The following is a 15,269-nucleotide window of genomic DNA, read 5'->3' as shown; positions in this document are numbered from 1 at the left end:
ATGGCTGAAGTATTAAAAAAAGTAGATGTGGTAACAGTTGGAGCAGGATGGACTGGAGGTATAGTGGCTGCAGAGCTTACTAAAGCAGGTTTGAATGTACTTAGTTTAGAACGCGGACATATGCAAAGTACTGAAAATTTTAATTTTATCCATGATGAGTGGAGATATGGGATTAATTATGGTTTGATGCAAGATTGCTCGAAAGACACTGTGACTTTTCGCCATGATCCTAGTGGTTTAGCCTTGCCTTATCGTAAAATGGGTTCGTTTTTATTGGGTAATAATGTTGGCGGTGCAGGGGTGCATTGGAATGGTTGGACTTTTAGGTTTATGCCTTATGACTTTGAAATTCAAACCCTAAGCAAACAAAGATATGGTAATAAATTAGGTAATGATTATACCTTGCAAGATTGGGGTGTGACTTATAAGGATATGGAGCCTTATTATGATAAATTTGAAAAAACCTGTGGGGTATCAGGTGAGCCAAATCCTTTAGCAGAAAAAATGGGAGCTTTTAGATCTAGTCCTTATCCACAAGAACCTCTTGAAAATACTAAAATGCTTAAACGATTTGAAAGTGCAGCAAAAAGTTCAAATTTACACACTTATCGTTTGCCAGCTTCAAATTCTAAAGGTGGCTATACAAACCCTGATGGTCAAGATTTAGCTCCTTGTCAATACTGTGCGTATTGTGAACGCTTTGGTTGTGAGTATGGCGCAAAAGCAAGTCCTTTAAACACAGTAATTCCAAAGGCTATGAGCACAGGTAAATACACCATACGCACTTATAGCAATGTAACGCAAATTCTTAAAAAAGACGGAAAAGTAACAGGGGTAAAATTTGTCGATACTAGAACGATGAAAGAGTATATCCAGCCTGCTGATATAGTTGTGCTTACAAGTTATATGTTTAACAATGCTAAGCTTTTAATGGTAAGCAACATAGGTGAGCAATACGATCCAAAAACAGGTAAAGGAACTTTAGGTAGAAATTATTGTTACCAAATGAATATGGGTACAACAGCTTTCTTTGATGAGCAATTTAACACCTTCATGGGTTCAGGTGCTTTAGGAACTACGAGTGATGATTTTAACGGAGATAATTTTGATCATTCTAAGGAAAAATTCCTTCATGGAGCTATGATTTATAGCGTTCAGCTTGGAACTCGCCCTATACAATCAGCCCCACTTCCAGCAGGAGCTCCAACTTGGGGTGCTGAATTTAAAAAAGCATTAAACTATAATTTCACAAGAGCTATTACCGTAGCAGGACAAGGTGCTTCTTTGCCTCATAAGAATAATTATTTAAGTCTTGATCCAACTTATAAAGATGCTTTTGGTATGCCACTTTTACGCTTAACTTATAATTTCACCGATCAAGATAGAGCTTTGCATAAATTTATCACAGATAAAACAGCTGAGGTAGCAAAAAGAATGCAAGGAGTAAAATCAATTAAAAAAGGCGCTTATCTTAAGGATTATAGCGTTGTACCTTATCAATCTACTCATAACACAGGTGGAACAACCATGGGCGCAGATAGAGAAACTAGTGTGGTTAATACTTATTTACAACACTGGGATGCGGATAATCTTTTTGTTGTAGGAGCAGGAAATTTCCAACACAATAGTGGATATAATCCAACTGATACTGTGGGAGCTTTGGCTTATCGCTGTGCTGAAGGTATTTTAAAATATCATAAAAGTGGAAAAAGCTTAGCTTGATAATAACTTGAGAGTTTTTGAAAACTCTCAAGATTATAAATTTTTAATTTTCTTCCGATATAGTATATAATATCAAGGAAGGCGAAAATGATTAATGGTACAAATTCTTATTCAAACTATAATTATACAAAAAGGCAAATGTAGTCTGCTCTTGGTGGTTGGAATCCAAGATTATTTTAATAAAATATCATAAAAAAAGGGTTTTCTATGGTAAATTTTGATACTCAATATACAAATATCAATTATCTAAATAATAACACAAGCAATAAAAAAGCTGTGCTTAAAAATGATGATGATGCTTATTATGAATCCATAATAAAAAAATTTGGAGATCTTGAAAAATTTAAAGAAGAAAATGGCTATAATGGATCTGCTGATGTAAAAGAAGTAGAAAACTCTTTATATAAAAGATATATGGAAGATAAACTAAGCAAGGATGAAATAAAAATACTTAATAAATTTGGCACAGACTATCTTACAGAAGGCGTAGATTTGTCCGCACTTCATAGACGAAAAGTTGATCTTTTAAAAACTCTTACAAGTATGAATGAATTTGAGAAAATATGGGGTGCTGAAAGGGCGCAAAGGGAAAAACAATTTTTTAATGAACTTGGTAAGCCACTTACTCAAGAAGATATAGATAGGTTCTTAACTAATAAAAACAATCAAAAAGAAGACAAAGAAACTTTCAAACCTATACAAGCAGAAAGTAAAAACAAAGAAACTTACAAAGATGATAGTAAAATGAATGAGCTTGTAAAAAAACTATTAGAAGGTAAATTTAGCACTAGTAAAGAATTAGAACTTCTTTTTGGTGTGAAATTTAGTGATGATGCAGGAGAATTTAACAAAATCCTTTCTTTAAATTCTGCACCAAAAAGTATAGATATTAAGGCTTGAAAATGCAAAAATTTAAATTATAAAAAGGATAAAAAATGTTAAATATCTTAACATATAAATTCAAGCCATCATTTTCATAAGGAAATTTTTTATTTAAATTAAGAATTTTAAGATGCGATGTTGAATTTAATGTCGTTATTTTGTGAGTTTTGTTGATAAGTTTTGGCTATGAAATTTTTAAAATCTTTATCAAAATTTGAATTTTTATCGTTGTTTTTTGAATCTTTATCTGTTTTTTCTAAGCTATTTTCTGAATTTTTGTCATCTTTTTCTTTATTTTCTTCTTCTTTTTCTTTGGCTTCCTCGGCTTTAAGCTTCATTGCTTCAGCTCTTGCTTCAAATTCCATTTTTGCAGCATTTACTGCAACTTTATAGTCTTGTGGGCTAGGATCAGCAGGAGCCATAGCTGCTGCTGCGATTTGTCTTGCATTGGCTATAGTTTCTTCTGGTGTGTTTCCTTTTTGCATGCTGATAGGAACTTCACCCGCTGTAGCATACATTTGATTATCAGGGCCTCTTGTGTAAGTAAAACTTGCGGCACCTGCTAAGCCACCGCCCGCTGCTTGATGTGCAGCTTCATGAGCCTTTACATTTCTATCGATACTTTGGAGTTCGCGAACTTGAGCTACTTCTTTTTGGCTTAGCTCTACGCCATTAACCATTTGGGTTTGTTCGCCATTTTTTTCTTTGTCATCTTTATTTTCACTAAGATTTTTTTCATCTTTTTGAGTGGAATCAGATTGATTTGTTTTATCAAAAGAAGGTTTGCTAGAGTAGTAATCATAAGAGTTATAACTTGAACTAATTTGCATTTATCCTCCTTTTTGTTTTTTAAATTTTAGGAATTTTAACGCATTTTGACTTAAAAATTTGATAAATTTTGTAAAATAATCATAAATACAATTTCAAAGGAATGTAATGATTTATGAAAATGATTTGATTTATATAGAGAAAGAGGAGGCTCAAGTGCCTTGGCTTAAAATTTTTACTAAAGAAATTTATAAAGAATTTAGCGATTGTCCTTTAGAGTTGCAAAAGGAACTTTTTGAAAAAATTTTAATTTGTGAAAAGGCTATGATAGAATTTTACAAACCTGAAAAAATCAATATCGCCTCTTTTGCAAATTATGTGCCAAGGGTGCATTTTCATGTTATGGCAAGATTTAAAGAAGATGCGTTTTTTCCTGAGTGTATGTGGGGAAAACAGCAAAGAGAAGTAATAAAGCTTGATTTGCCTAAATTTGAAGAATTTGTAAAATTTTTAAATAGTAAAATTTTTTAATTTTTATTAATGATTTGTTATGTTTTATCTAATAAAATTTTTATATTGAAAATTACTATAAAAAAGGAAAAAAATGAAAAAAGTTTTATTGAGTTCATTGGTTGCGGTGTCTTTGTTAAGCACAGGTTTGTTTGCTAAAGAATATACTTTAGATAAAGCACATACAGATGTAGGTTTTAAAATCAAACATTTACAAATTAGCAATGTAAAAGGAAATTTCAAAGATTATTCTGCGGTGATTGATTTTGATCCTGCGAGTGCTGAATTTAAAAAGCTTGATGCAACTATAAAAATCGCATCTGTAAATACAGAAAATCAAACAAGAGATAATCACTTACAACAAGATGATTTTTTCAAAGCAAAAAAATATCCTGATATGACTTTTACAATGAAAAAATATGAAAAAATCGATAATGAAAAAGGCAAAATGACAGGAACTTTAACTATAGCTGGAGTTTCTAAAGATATCGTTTTAGATGCTGAAATCGGCGGTGTAGCTAAAGGCAAAGATGGAAAAGAAAAAATAGGATTTTCTTTAAATGGAAAAATCAAACGCTCTGATTTTAAATTTGCAACAAGTACTTCAACTATTACTTTAAGTGATGATATTAATTTAAATATCGAAGTTGAAGCAAACGAAAAATAATTTTTTAGTCTAAGAGTCTTGCTCTTAGACTTTGTAAATTTTTATCCAAATTTTCTTCACTTTCTTGCCAAATCAATTTAAAATCCGGTTTAAAATTTTCATTTTCTAAATTAAATTCCGTGTTTTTCAAGGTGGATTCTAAAAAAGCAAGATGATTTAAAGCTTGATTTTTATCATTAAAAATTAAAATAAAATCATTTTCTACGATAAAAATTTTTGCTCTAAAGCGTTTTAAAATTTTTGCAATTTGTTTTAAAATGAGTTTGGTATAGCTTTCTTTGGTATCTTTTAGTTCATTAAAATGAAGCAAGGCAATGATATAGTTGTTTTTTCCTTTTGTAAAGCGTGTAAGGCTTTTTTCATTGGGTAGCTTTGTTAAGGTGTCAAAAAAAGCTAACCTATAAGCGTAATTTAAAAGATAAAGACAAAAAACCAAGCTTGCAAATTCAAAATATCTTATTCCTGCTCCTTCTTGGAATAAAAATTGAAAATACGCAGTAAAAAATGCGATAAGAAGATAATATTCTTTAGTTTTAAAGGTTTTGATAAAAATGAGTATTAAGCCGACTAAAAAAAATAAAAATCCTAATTCACTCACAGGTTTAAAAAAATCTAATGCAATAAAATGAAATTCTAAACTAGCGCTATTAAAAGTAGTATTTCTAGGTAAAATGATACTTAAAATGCCTATAAAAATAAGGGTTGTAATTGAAGCAATATTTTTTTTATTTAAAATTAAAGCATGGTGTTTTCCAAGGCAAAATAGGGTAAAAACCATAGGTAAAAACAAGGCGACAAATAAATTAGCTTGAAAAAAACTTGTATAAAAATAAGGTAACTTGGCTCCTAATAATACTAAAGTCAAAAAGAAAATTTTTGAATTTTTAAAGTAAAAGGATAACACAAGTGCTGAAATTTCAAAAATAAAGCTCAATGATATTAAAAAATCTAATAAAAACATTTCAAATCCTTGATTTTAATAAAAGTGATAATTGTATAGAAAAAAGCTTAAAAGCGGGTTTTATTTAAATTTAGCAATTTCATCTTGTATGGTTTGTTCTATATGAAGTAATTCTTCATGAGTTTTTTTGCTATTTTCTAAAAGTTCATCAAATTTAAAGCCAAGCATAACAATACGATATAAATTGGGTTTATATTTTCTCCAATTATATAAAGTGCTAACATCAATGTCTAGTTCATATGCCATATCACGCTTGCTCTTTTTTGTCATTTTTTACCTTAAAAATTTAGCCTTTAAAAAATTTTACATTAAAATTTCTTTATTAAAAACACTTGAAATATTCAATCTTTTATATAAAATATATTTAATATTTCAATATTAATTAAGTTATAGTATGGAATAATAGTTTTTATAAAATTTTTATTTAAGGAGAATTACATGGAAGGTGCAAGTGGCGGGTCTATTTTTGTAACAATATTATTGTTTGTATTATACATGTTGCCCGCTATTATTGGTTTGAGCAGAAAGCATTCTAATTGGCTGATAATTTCTTTGCTAAATTTGTTTTTTGGTTGGACTATTATTGTTTGGCTTGTTTGTTTAATATGGTCTTTTACGGGAAGTTTTAAGCAAACTATTATTATTAAAGAAAAAAATGAGAAATAGGAGAAAAAATGACAAAATTTTTAAGCATTTGTAGTTTAATTGCGATGTTGTTAAGTGGTTGTGGAAGTGATTTTCCTGGACAACCTAGCGATGTGGCTAGAGTTCAGCAAAACAAATATCCAAATGGAAATTTAAAAGAAGAAATTCCCTATAATAAAGATTCAAGAATACATGGGTTAAAAAGAGCTTTTTATGACAATGGTCAGCTAAGAGCTGAAGAAAATTATAAAAATGGAAAAAAAGATGGAATTAGCAGGGAATATTCTAGAAATGGGCAATTACTTGAGGAGGTTCATTTTAAAGATAATCGCGGATATGGTGATTTTGCAAGCTATTATGAGAATGGAAATATGAGAGCAAAGGGAAAACTACTTGGCTATAATGAAGATGGTATGCCAGAATTTGAAGGTAATTACAAGGAATATTATGAAAATGGAACTTTAATGTGTGATTATAATTTTGATAATAAAGGTAAATTTGATGGAGTGCAAAAGCGTTATGATGAAAATGGCGCCTTAGAAGACGAAGAGAATTATAAAAATGGACTTAAAAATGGAGTCTTTAGAGAATATAAAAAAGGGGAGATTGTAAGAGAAGAAGAATATAGAAATGGTATTTTAGTAGCAAAACCTAAAAATTAGAGGAGTTTAGATATGTTTAAAAAAGTAATTTTATTTTTCTTAATGGGGTTTGCCTTGCTTCAGGCCAACTCATTAGACAAATGTGATAATACGGCAGTTGTTTCAAATCTTAAAGAAAAAATTCCTAGTGAAATTTTTAAAAATCTTTATGAATTATCCGGACTTAAAGCCCAAGGGATTGATTATGAAGATTATGTAAAAGGCCTCAAAGAAATGGCTAAGCATGATGGAATGGTAAATTACACTGATATGATCGAAATTAATTCCATTTCAAATTTTGATCTTAATTTTGATTCTTGTATGGCTACGATTAATGCTGTCTTAAAAGGGGAACAGAGAAAAGGTCTTTGGAGTGTTGTTTATAAGGTTTCTAACATAAATCAAGTGAAAATTACAGATATAACTTATATCAATGGAGATTTCCAATAATATTTTTATTAAAGTAAGTCAATAGAATTAATTTCATGACTTACTAATATTTTATACTCAATTAATTTCAAGTCTTTTTTTGATACAATTTCTTAAAAATTTTTATAAGTAAAAAATTTAAGGAAAATCATGGTTGAAGTAAAAAATCTTACTATGCGTTTTGCAAATCAGCTTTTATTTGAAAATGTTAATTTAAAGCTTGTTAGAGGACAAAGATATGGACTTATCGGTGCTAATGGTGCGGGAAAATCGACTTTTTTAAAAATTCTTTCAGGAGAAATTGAGTCAAGTAGTGGTGAAATAGTATTTGATGAAGGCTTGAAAATCGCAGTTTTAGGACAGGATCAATTTGCTTTTGAAAACTACACCATCAAAGATGCAGTGATGTGTGCAAATAAGCGTTTATATGAGGCCTTAAAAGAAAAAGAAAAGCTTTATATGAGCGAGGAATTTACTGATGAGATCAATGAGCGTTTAGGTGAGCTTGAGATAATAACGGCTGAAGAAGATCCAAATTATGATTGTGAAACACGTTGTGAAAAAATTTTAAGTTCTTTAAAGATTAAAGATTTTGATGCTTTAATGAGCACCTTACAAAGTGCGGATAAATTTAAAGTCTTACTGGCTCAAGTTTTATTTTTGGGTGCGGATGTGCTTTTTTTAGATGAGCCTACAAATAATCTTGATTTAGAGGCGATTTCTTGGCTTGAAAATGAACTTTTAAGACATGAAGGGACTTTGGTTGTCATCTCTCATGATAGGCATTTTTTAAATAAAATTTGCACAAGAATTTTGGATGTGGATTTTAAACAAATTCGTGATTTTGCGGGAAATTACGATGATTGGTATATGGCTTCAACGCTTTTGGCAAAACAAGCTGAGCTTAAACGCGATAAAACCTTGAAAGAAAGAGAAGAATTAGAAAATTTCATTCGCCGTTTTAGTGCGAATGCTTCTAAGGCAAAACAAGCCACAAGCCGCGCTAAGGCACTTGAAAAACTAGAGCTTGAAGAGATTAAAATTTCAAGCCGTAGAGATCCTAGCATAGTTTTTAGAACCAATCGTGAAATAGGTAATGAAGTTTTAGAATTTAAAGGTATAGGCAAGGCTTATGATAAACAACTATTTTCAAATTTGGAGCTAAAAATAGAAAAAAATGATAAAATCGCTTTGATTGGGGCAAATGGTGTGGGCAAAAGTACTTTGGCAAAAATCATCGCCCATGCTATAAGTCCAGATAGTGGATTTATACATCTTGGGGCAACTATAGAGCTTGGATATTTTCCTCAAGATACAAGTAATTTAATTTGTGAAAATTTGAAACTTTACGAATGGCTTATGAGTGAAAAATTTAAAGATCTAGATGAAATCCGTAAGTGTTTAGGTAGAATGCTTTTTAGTGGCAGTGATCAAGAAAAGATGGCAGCAAGTTTAAGTGGGGGTGAAAAACATCGTTTAATGCTTTCTCGTTTAATGCTAGAGCGTCCGAATTTTTTGCTTTTAGACGAACCTGATAACCATTTAGATCTTGAAAGTATTATTGCATTAGGTGAAGCTTTATATAATTTTAAAGGTGTAGTGCTTTGTATCAGCCACGATAGGGAGTTAGTTTCTGCTTTTGCTAATAGAATTTGGCATTTAGAAAATGGTAAGCTTACGGATTTTCGTGGAACTTATCAAGAATTTTTAGGAGAAAATGATGGCTAAATTTAGAATTCAATACAGCGCAGGTTTTGGGCACTATACGCAAAATCACAAGGGTTTTGGACCTACGATTTATATAGAAGAGGTCGTAGAGTTTGATAATGGCAAGGATTATTTTGATTATATAGATTTTTATAAAACTTATTCAAAGAGCGATGATACTTATTTTCATATTAGTTTTTTAGAAGATAGACCTCTAAGCGATAAAGAAATCACGATTCGCAATGAATACCGCAAAATGCGTGATGAAAACTGTAAAAAAGCCAAGGAAGAATTTATAGCCAATAATGAGCTTGATGTGGAGCATTTGCCTACTCATCATGATTGAAAAACATTAATTTTTGCATAAAAAAGGAACACTTTTTGCTTGTATAGTTTTTGCATATTTTGAAAGGAGAAAACTATGCAGGTAAATTATAGAACGATCAGCTCGTATGAATACGATGCTATTAGTGGTCAGTATAAACAGGTGGATAAACAGGTTGAAGATTATTCTTCATCTGGAAATTCTGATTTTATGGATATATTAAATAAGGCGGATGAGAAGTCAAGCGGAGATGCTTTAAATTCTAGCAATAGTTTTCAAAGCAATGCGCAAAACTCAAATTCAAATTTAAGTAATTATGCTCAAATGTCAAATGTTTACGCTTATCGTTTTAGACAAAATGAAGGCGAGTTGTTTATGAGAGCTCAAAGTGCTAGCGTTCACAATGATCTTACACAACAAGGTGCAAATGAACAAAGTAAGAATAATACTTTGTTAAATGATTTATTGAACGCAATTTAATCAAAAGCTCCATTTTGGAGCTTTTGTATTTACTTGCAAGAATTTATAATTTCTCTATTTCAAAAGGTGCAAAATTTTTACAAAAAATTTCAAATTCTTGCTCCTCTTTTTCATTTAATTTGATATGTAATATAGCTTTGCAATCCTTAAAATCTTTTGTGAAATTAAAAGAATAAGTTTTTAAAAAATGTTCAAAACGATTTAAATTTTTTAAATCAATAGCAATGGTTATATTTTTTTTCAATTCGAATGAAAGTAAAGAAGAATTATTAATCACGGCATTTGCCGCATCATTATAGGCTCTTACAAGTCCCCCTGTACCAAGTTTTATACCGCCAAAATATCTTACAGTGATTAAAGCCGCATTGATAAGATCATAGCCCCTTAGAACATTTAAAGTTGGCATTCCAGAAGTTCCTTTAGGTTCTCCATCATCGCTTTTATCTTCTACAATTTGATTAAAATCATTTAAAACACGATAAGCATAGACAAAATGAACAGCTTTTGGATGCTCTTTTTTTAGCGTTTCTATTAAAAATTTAAAATCTTTAAAAGGGCAAAGAAAAGATAAGAAAATAGATTTTTTAATATCGATTTGTGTTTGAAAAATTTGATCAATAGTTTGCATTTTTGCCTTTTTTTGTTTAAAATTATACTTATAAAAACTAAAATCAATTTGATGTTAATTTTTAAGATGTTTGATATTTATATGATTTGCATTGATATTTTAAGTTTAATTTTGTAAAATTTTCATTATGGAAAAAATCAAAAATTATAAACTTATCATCATTTTACTTAGTCTTGATTTGTTGGCTTTGCTTTATGGAATTTCAACACTGAGTATTAGTACTGATGAAGCTGATATTTATTTTGGTGAGCAGGGTAAATCACTTATTTTTTCCCATAGTTTGCTTTATTATATATCTCATTTTGGAACTTTTATTTTTGGGCAAAATGATTTTGGTTTAAGGCTTCCTTTTTTATTTTTTCATTTTTTAAGTTGTTTGCTTTTGTATTTGCTAGCTTTAAAATATACTAAAACTAAAATTGATGCTTTTTTTTCTTTATTGTTATTTGTTTTATTGCCGGGTACTGTTGCAAGTGCTTTACTGGTTAATGCCGCATCTTTGGTGATTTTTTTAACCCTTGCTATATTATGTGCTTACGAATATGAAAAAAAATGGCTTTTTTATATATTATTGATTATAGTGTTATTTGTTGATAAATCTTTTAATATTTTATTTTTAACTTTTTTCTTTTTTGGAATTTATAAAAGAAATGCTATTTTATTTACCTTATCTCTTGTTTTGTTTGGAGCGAGTATTAGTTTTTATGGTTTTGATACAGGTGGTCGTCCAAGAGGTTATTTTTTAGATACTTTAGGAATTTTTGCTGCATGTTTTTCTCCTTTGGTTTTTGTGTATTTTTTTTATACTATTTATCGTTTGACTTTTCAGAAATATAAAAATTTATTATGGTTTTTAATGAGCGTAACATTTGTATTTTGTTTGTTGCTTTCTTTAAGACAAAAACTTTTTTTAGATGATTTTTTGCCTTTTTGTGTTATTTGCACTCCTTTACTTATAAAAACTTTAATGCAAAGTTATAGGGTGAGATTACCAGTTTTTCGATTAAGGTATAAAATCTTTATAGAATGTTCTATAATTTTTTTGATATTTTGTTACTTTTTAATCGTCGCTAATCAATTATTGTATTATTTCATAAACAATCCAAATCGTCATTTTGCCAATAATTATCATTTTGCTAAAGAATTGGCGCTAGAATTAAAAAAACAAGATGTTTTAGAGCTTGCAACAGCCCCAAGTTTGCAAAAAAGATTGCGATTTTATGGAATAAAAAATAGCAATAAGTTTTATTTAAAAGCTTTAAAACAAGCCGATAAGCATGATATGGACAAAAAAATTGTTAAAGTAAAACTTGGAAAATATGAAAAAGTATATCAGATTTTAAACTATGATTAAAGCTTTCAGTTTGTTGGAATTTGTGTTTATAATTCTCATTTTAGGTATAGTTTTTAATTTAGGCAGTCTTTACTTAAAAAAAGACAATCTACTAGAAGGTGCAATACAAATTCTTAATGATATCCAATATACCCAAAGTTTAGCCATGATGCAAGAAGGCATAAGAGTTGATGAGTTGGCTATCGCAAAAAGAGAGTGGTTTAAAAGTAAATGGCAGATTTATTTTATAAAATCAGCTGCCACAGGTTATGATCAAACATATACTATTTTCTTGGATAAAAATGGCGATGGAAATGCTAATTTAGGTAAAACTGAAATCAATATAGATAGAGAAATTGCTGTTGATGTAATCAATCATAACAAATTAATGAATTCAGGTCAAAGTGGAGTTATTAGTAAAGATGATGAAAAAACTACACAAAGATTTAATCTTACAAAAAGATTCGGAATAGAAAAGGTTGAATTTAAAGGATCTTGTTCAGGATTTACTAGATTAGTATTTGATGAAATGGGCAGAGTGTATTCTCCGTTAAAAAATGCCAATTATGCATATGAAAAAACTTTAGCAAAGAATAATTCAGATTGCATTATACGTTTGTTATCAAAAAAGGATGCTCTTTGTATCGTTATAGATACGCTTAGCGGTTATGCTTATATTCCAGATTTTAAAACACTTAAAAGTCAATTTGTTAATATAAAAAATAAAAATTACGAGTGCTCTAAAATATAGCCCCCATTTTTTAACCCACCAAATACTTATATAAATACTTACACAAATATTTATATTATTTAATCCTTTATTTAATCCCCTTTTAAGTTTAATTGGTTATACTTTCATTTCCTTTTTTGAAAAAAAGGACTTAAAATCTTTTAAATTATAAAGTTTCACTAACTGAGTAGATTTTATAAATTAACTTTATTTTAGATTTTTTAAGTTTTTAAATTATTTGAGTTTTTAACTTTCTTAATTTTTTAATTTAAAACTAAAAAGCTTTTTTATAAATCTTGTTTTTAATTTAAAAACTTTTCTTTTAAAAATGATTTTTTGTTTTGTTCTTTTAACTTAGTATTGTTATTCAAATCTTATTAGTCAATCTTTGAAATCTAAATAAGTGATCGATTGAGCCAGAAAGATTTAGGCATAAGTAATTATGTAAAATCTATTCAATCTAATTTAAAAAGATTAAAAGCTTTTCTTTTAATCTTTTATAACTTTTTCTTTGAAGAAAAAGATTAAACTATCTATAATTTTTATGGAGAGTTTGATCCTGGCTCAGAGTGAACGCTGGCGGCGTGCCTAATACATGCAAGTCGAACGATGAAGCTTCTAGCTTGCTAGAAGTGGATTAGTGGCGCACGGGTGAGTAAGGTATAGTTAATCTGCCCTACACAAGAGGACAACAGTTGGAAACGACTGCTAATACTCTATACTCCTGCTTAACACAAGTTGAGTAGGGAAAGTTTTTCGGTGTAGGATGAGACTATATAGTATCAGCTAGTTGGTAAGGTAATGGCTTACCAAGGCTATGACGCTTAACTGGTCTGAGAGGATGATCAGTCACACTGGAACTGAGACACGGTCCAGACTCCTACGGGAGGCAGCAGTAGGGAATATTGCGCAATGGGGGAAACCCTGACGCAGCAACGCCGCGTGGAGGATGACACTTTTCGGAGCGTAAACTCCTTTTCTTGGGGAAGAATTCTGACGGTACCTAAGGAATAAGCACCGGCTAACTCCGTGCCAGCAGCCGCGGTAATACGGAGGGTGCAAGCGTTACTCGGAATCACTGGGCGTAAAGGGCGCGTAGGCGGATTATCAAGTCTCTTGTGAAATCTAATGGCTTAACCATTAAACTGCTTGGGAAACTGATAGTCTAGAGTGAGGGAGAGGCAGATGGAATTGGTGGTGTAGGGGTAAAATCCGTAGATATCACCAAGAATACCCATTGCGAAGGCGATCTGCTGGAACTCAACTGACGCTAAGGCGCGAAAGCGTGGGGAGCAAACAGGATTAGATACCCTGGTAGTCCACGCCCTAAACGATGTACACTAGTTGTTGGGATGCTAGTCATCTCAGTAATGCAGCTAACGCATTAAGTGTACCGCCTGGGGAGTACGGTCGCAAGATTAAAACTCAAAGGAATAGACGGGGACCCGCACAAGCGGTGGAGCATGTGGTTTAATTCGAAGATACGCGAAGAACCTTACCTGGGCTTGATATCCTAAGAACCTTATAGAGATATGAGGGTGCTAGCTTGCTAGAACTTAGAGACAGGTGCTGCACGGCTGTCGTCAGCTCGTGTCGTGAGATGTTGGGTTAAGTCCCGCAACGAGCGCAACCCACGTATTTAGTTGCTAACGGTTCGGCCGAGCACTCTAAATAGACTGCCTTCGTAAGGAGGAGGAAGGTGTGGACGACGTCAAGTCATCATGGCCCTTATGCCCAGGGCGACACACGTGCTACAATGGCATATACAATGAGACGCAATACCGCGAGGTGGAGCAAATCTATAAAATATGTCCCAGTTCGGATTGTTCTCTGCAACTCGAGAGCATGAAGCCGGAATCGCTAGTAATCGTAGATCAGCCATGCTACGGTGAATACGTTCCCGGGTCTTGTACTCACCGCCCGTCACACCATGGGAGTTGATTTCACTCGAAGCCGGAATACTAAACTAGTTACCGTCCACAGTGGAATCAGCGACTGGGGTGAAGTCGTAACAAGGTAACCGTAGGAGAACCTGCGGTTGGATCACCTCCTTTCTAGAGTACAAAGTAATAAGTCTCACAACTATTACTTCAAATATATAAACTCAATTGATTCTTGTTTAGATTTCAAAGATTGATGATAAAGCTAATTGTTTATGGGGAATTAGCTCAGCTGGGAGAGCGCCTGCTTTGCACGCAGGAGGTCAGCGGTTCGATCCCGCTATTCTCCACCATTTATTAAGGGCCTATAGCTCAGCTGGTTAGAGTGCACCCCTGATAAGGGTGAGGTCACAAGTTCAAGTCTTGTTAGGCCCACCATAAAAAAGATTTGAATAAAGAAGCTTTAAAATCTAAAGCAAGTATATAAAGTAGATTAAATATAAAATATAAACTCTAAATACTTAGATTTATTTTTATCTTTAGCTATAAAAGAATATACTTTAATAGATATAAATAACATATACATTATGTATTTATATTTATAATGATTATGTTAATATATATACTTCCTTTAGGTTTTAAACCTAAATGTTCTTTTTAATTATCATTGTTAAGAGTCACAAGCAAGTTTTAATAAAAACAATTTTACAGGACTTGTTAAAGGATAAAACCTATTTATCTTTTCTTTAGTTTAACTTAACTTTTAGCTGTCTTTATTTCTATGAATAAAGAGAATATTAGATTTAAGGATTATAAATTAAAGACAAGTTTCAAACTCACAGCTTAGTTGAGACTAAATCATTTAGTTTTATATTAAGTGTTTGAATGCTTTCCGTCTTAAGATAAAGAAGTCTTATCATAAAAACTTTAACAAGGAAGTGATGCGTTTTAGAATCAATAA

General features: G+C 31.2%; 16 protein-coding genes, 2 tRNA genes and 1 rRNA gene. 15 read left to right on the top strand and 4 right to left on the bottom strand.

All coding sequences use genetic code 11. From position 1 onward, the window contains the following. Both AJN69_RS04025 and AJN69_RS04020 read left to right on the top strand, forming a co-directional pair. The gene (locus tag AJN69_RS04025; RefSeq protein WP_070210148.1) at nucleotides 1-1,722 is read left to right on the top strand and encodes a GMC family oxidoreductase; all 1,722 of its coding nucleotides are present in this window, start codon (nucleotides 1-3) and stop codon (nucleotides 1,720-1,722) included. Between the two features lie 207 nt (nucleotides 1,723-1,929). Further along, nucleotides 1,930-2,622 carry a hypothetical protein gene (locus AJN69_RS04020; RefSeq protein WP_053872204.1) on the top strand — a complete coding sequence of 231 codons (693 nt, stop codon included), beginning with the start codon at nucleotides 1,930-1,932 and terminating at the stop codon, nucleotides 2,620-2,622. 107 nt (nucleotides 2,623-2,729) lie between these two features. Here the strand turns inward: AJN69_RS04020 and AJN69_RS04015 are convergent, their stop codons facing one another. Next, entirely contained in the window at nucleotides 2,730-3,434 is a 705-nt protein-coding gene (locus tag AJN69_RS04015) for a putative metalloprotease CJM1_0395 family protein (protein ID WP_070287883.1), read from the bottom strand. Nucleotides 3,435-3,540: 106 nt separating this feature from the next. On the opposite strand from AJN69_RS04015, the gene AJN69_RS04010 reads away from it, so the two are divergent. Both AJN69_RS04010 and AJN69_RS04005 read left to right on the top strand, forming a co-directional pair. Next, nucleotides 3,541-3,903 carry an HIT family protein gene (locus tag AJN69_RS04010; RefSeq protein WP_070287882.1) on the top strand — a complete coding sequence of 121 codons (363 nt, stop codon included), beginning with the start codon at nucleotides 3,541-3,543 and terminating at the stop codon, nucleotides 3,901-3,903. 73 nt (nucleotides 3,904-3,976) lie between these two features. Beyond that, nucleotides 3,977-4,549, top strand: a complete 573-nt coding sequence (locus tag AJN69_RS04005) for a YceI family protein (protein WP_002868710.1) — start codon at nucleotides 3,977-3,979, stop codon at nucleotides 4,547-4,549. Between the two features lie 4 nt (nucleotides 4,550-4,553). Here AJN69_RS04005 and AJN69_RS04000 read toward each other — a convergent pair whose 3' ends face one another. Then, nucleotides 4,554-5,510 (bottom strand): membrane protein, encoded by a 957-nt coding sequence (locus tag AJN69_RS04000; RefSeq protein WP_044778534.1) that lies wholly within the window; start codon nucleotides 5,508-5,510, stop codon nucleotides 4,554-4,556. A 60-nt stretch (nucleotides 5,511-5,570) separates the two neighbouring features. Then, nucleotides 5,571-5,780 carry a transcriptional regulator gene (locus AJN69_RS03995; RefSeq protein ID WP_002778401.1) on the bottom strand — a complete coding sequence of 70 codons (210 nt, stop codon included), beginning with the start codon at nucleotides 5,778-5,780 and terminating at the stop codon, nucleotides 5,571-5,573. A 168-nt stretch (nucleotides 5,781-5,948) separates the two neighbouring features. Here AJN69_RS03995 and AJN69_RS03990 point away from each other — a divergent pair, with 168 nt between their 5' ends. From AJN69_RS03990 to AJN69_RS03965, 6 genes are all read left to right on the top strand, one after another. Further along, nucleotides 5,949-6,176, top strand: coding sequence for a superinfection immunity protein (locus tag AJN69_RS03990; RefSeq protein WP_002855619.1), 228 nt, complete (start codon nucleotides 5,949-5,951; stop codon nucleotides 6,174-6,176). An 8-nt stretch (nucleotides 6,177-6,184) separates the two neighbouring features. Then, nucleotides 6,185-6,817 carry a toxin-antitoxin system YwqK family antitoxin gene (locus AJN69_RS03985; protein WP_044778536.1) on the top strand — a complete coding sequence of 211 codons (633 nt, stop codon included), beginning with the start codon at nucleotides 6,185-6,187 and terminating at the stop codon, nucleotides 6,815-6,817. Nucleotides 6,818-6,829: 12 nt separating this feature from the next. Next, complete coding sequence (locus tag AJN69_RS03980; protein WP_044778537.1) at nucleotides 6,830-7,246, top strand: hypothetical protein; 417 nt, start codon at nucleotides 6,830-6,832, stop codon at nucleotides 7,244-7,246. Between the two features lie 129 nt (nucleotides 7,247-7,375). Beyond that, on the top strand, nucleotides 7,376-8,953 hold the full coding sequence (locus AJN69_RS03975; protein ID WP_044778539.1) for an ABC-F family ATP-binding cassette domain-containing protein: 1,578 nt from the start codon (nucleotides 7,376-7,378) through the stop codon (nucleotides 8,951-8,953). Next, the gene (locus tag AJN69_RS03970; protein WP_002859498.1) at nucleotides 8,943-9,278 is read left to right on the top strand and encodes a hypothetical protein; all 336 of its coding nucleotides are present in this window, start codon (nucleotides 8,943-8,945) and stop codon (nucleotides 9,276-9,278) included. Before AJN69_RS03975 ends, AJN69_RS03970 begins: the two co-directional genes overlap by 11 nt. A gap of 75 nt (nucleotides 9,279-9,353) precedes the next feature. Beyond that, on the top strand, nucleotides 9,354-9,737 hold the full coding sequence (locus tag AJN69_RS03965; RefSeq protein WP_070210150.1) for a hypothetical protein: 384 nt from the start codon (nucleotides 9,354-9,356) through the stop codon (nucleotides 9,735-9,737). Nucleotides 9,738-9,780: 43 nt separating this feature from the next. Here the strand turns inward: AJN69_RS03965 and AJN69_RS03960 are convergent, their stop codons facing one another. Next, nucleotides 9,781-10,365, bottom strand: a complete 585-nt coding sequence (locus AJN69_RS03960; protein ID WP_070210151.1) for a YigZ family protein — start codon at nucleotides 10,363-10,365, stop codon at nucleotides 9,781-9,783. 127 nt (nucleotides 10,366-10,492) lie between these two features. On the opposite strand from AJN69_RS03960, the gene AJN69_RS03955 reads away from it, so the two are divergent. The 5 genes from AJN69_RS03955 to AJN69_RS03935 all read left to right on the top strand — a co-directional run bounded on the left by AJN69_RS03955 (nucleotide 10,493) and on the right by AJN69_RS03935 (nucleotide 14,746). Then, nucleotides 10,493-11,719: a hypothetical protein gene (locus AJN69_RS03955; RefSeq protein ID WP_070210152.1), complete on the top strand. Its 1,227-nt coding sequence runs from the start codon at nucleotides 10,493-10,495 to the stop codon at nucleotides 11,717-11,719. Beyond that, nucleotides 11,712-12,449: a hypothetical protein gene (locus AJN69_RS03950; RefSeq protein WP_053872949.1), complete on the top strand. Its 738-nt coding sequence runs from the start codon at nucleotides 11,712-11,714 to the stop codon at nucleotides 12,447-12,449. Before AJN69_RS03955 ends, AJN69_RS03950 begins: the two co-directional genes overlap by 8 nt. 520 nt (nucleotides 12,450-12,969) lie before the next feature. Next, nucleotides 12,970-14,482, top strand: a 16S ribosomal RNA gene (locus tag AJN69_RS03945). Between the two features lie 103 nt (nucleotides 14,483-14,585). Beyond that, nucleotides 14,586-14,661: transfer RNA gene (locus AJN69_RS03940), tRNA-Ala, on the top strand. Between the two features lie 8 nt (nucleotides 14,662-14,669). After that, nucleotides 14,670-14,746 (top strand) — tRNA-Ile (locus AJN69_RS03935). The last annotated feature ends 523 nt before the right edge of the window (nucleotides 14,747-15,269 follow it).

The sequence above is a fragment of the Campylobacter sp. BCW_4338 genome (genome assembly GCF_001763255.1).
GTDB classification, from domain to species: Bacteria; Campylobacterota; Campylobacteria; order Campylobacterales; family Campylobacteraceae; genus Campylobacter_D; species Campylobacter_D jejuni.
Note: the sequence above shows the minus strand (reverse complement) of the source record. Positions and strands in the feature narration are given on the sequence as shown.

Bases quoted from the DNA above. Each gene is read 5' to 3' on its own strand.
- AJN69_RS04025 (WP_070210148.1), top strand. From the start codon at position 1: ATGGCTGAAGTATTAAAAAAAGTAGATGTGGTAACAGTTGGAGCAGGA.
- AJN69_RS04020 (WP_053872204.1), top strand. From the start codon at position 1,930: ATGGTAAATTTTGATACTCAATATACAAATATCAATTATCTAAATAAT.
- AJN69_RS04015 (WP_070287883.1), bottom strand. From the start codon at position 3,434: ATGCAAATTAGTTCAAGTTATAACTCTTATGATTACTACTCTAGCAAA.
- AJN69_RS04010 (WP_070287882.1), top strand. From the start codon at position 3,541: ATGATTTATGAAAATGATTTGATTTATATAGAGAAAGAGGAGGCTCAA.
- AJN69_RS04005 (WP_002868710.1), top strand. From the start codon at position 3,977: ATGAAAAAAGTTTTATTGAGTTCATTGGTTGCGGTGTCTTTGTTAAGC.
- AJN69_RS04000 (WP_044778534.1), bottom strand. From the start codon at position 5,510: ATGTTTTTATTAGATTTTTTAATATCATTGAGCTTTATTTTTGAAATT.
- AJN69_RS03995 (WP_002778401.1), bottom strand. From the start codon at position 5,780: ATGACAAAAAAGAGCAAGCGTGATATGGCATATGAACTAGACATTGAT.
- AJN69_RS03990 (WP_002855619.1), top strand. From the start codon at position 5,949: ATGGAAGGTGCAAGTGGCGGGTCTATTTTTGTAACAATATTATTGTTT.
- AJN69_RS03985 (WP_044778536.1), top strand. From the start codon at position 6,185: ATGACAAAATTTTTAAGCATTTGTAGTTTAATTGCGATGTTGTTAAGT.
- AJN69_RS03980 (WP_044778537.1), top strand. From the start codon at position 6,830: ATGTTTAAAAAAGTAATTTTATTTTTCTTAATGGGGTTTGCCTTGCTT.
- AJN69_RS03975 (WP_044778539.1), top strand. From the start codon at position 7,376: ATGGTTGAAGTAAAAAATCTTACTATGCGTTTTGCAAATCAGCTTTTA.
- AJN69_RS03970 (WP_002859498.1), top strand. From the start codon at position 8,943: ATGATGGCTAAATTTAGAATTCAATACAGCGCAGGTTTTGGGCACTAT.
- AJN69_RS03965 (WP_070210150.1), top strand. From the start codon at position 9,354: ATGCAGGTAAATTATAGAACGATCAGCTCGTATGAATACGATGCTATT.
- AJN69_RS03960 (WP_070210151.1), bottom strand. From the start codon at position 10,365: ATGCAAACTATTGATCAAATTTTTCAAACACAAATCGATATTAAAAAA.
- AJN69_RS03955 (WP_070210152.1), top strand. From the start codon at position 10,493: ATGGAAAAAATCAAAAATTATAAACTTATCATCATTTTACTTAGTCTT.
- AJN69_RS03950 (WP_053872949.1), top strand. From the start codon at position 11,712: ATGATTAAAGCTTTCAGTTTGTTGGAATTTGTGTTTATAATTCTCATT.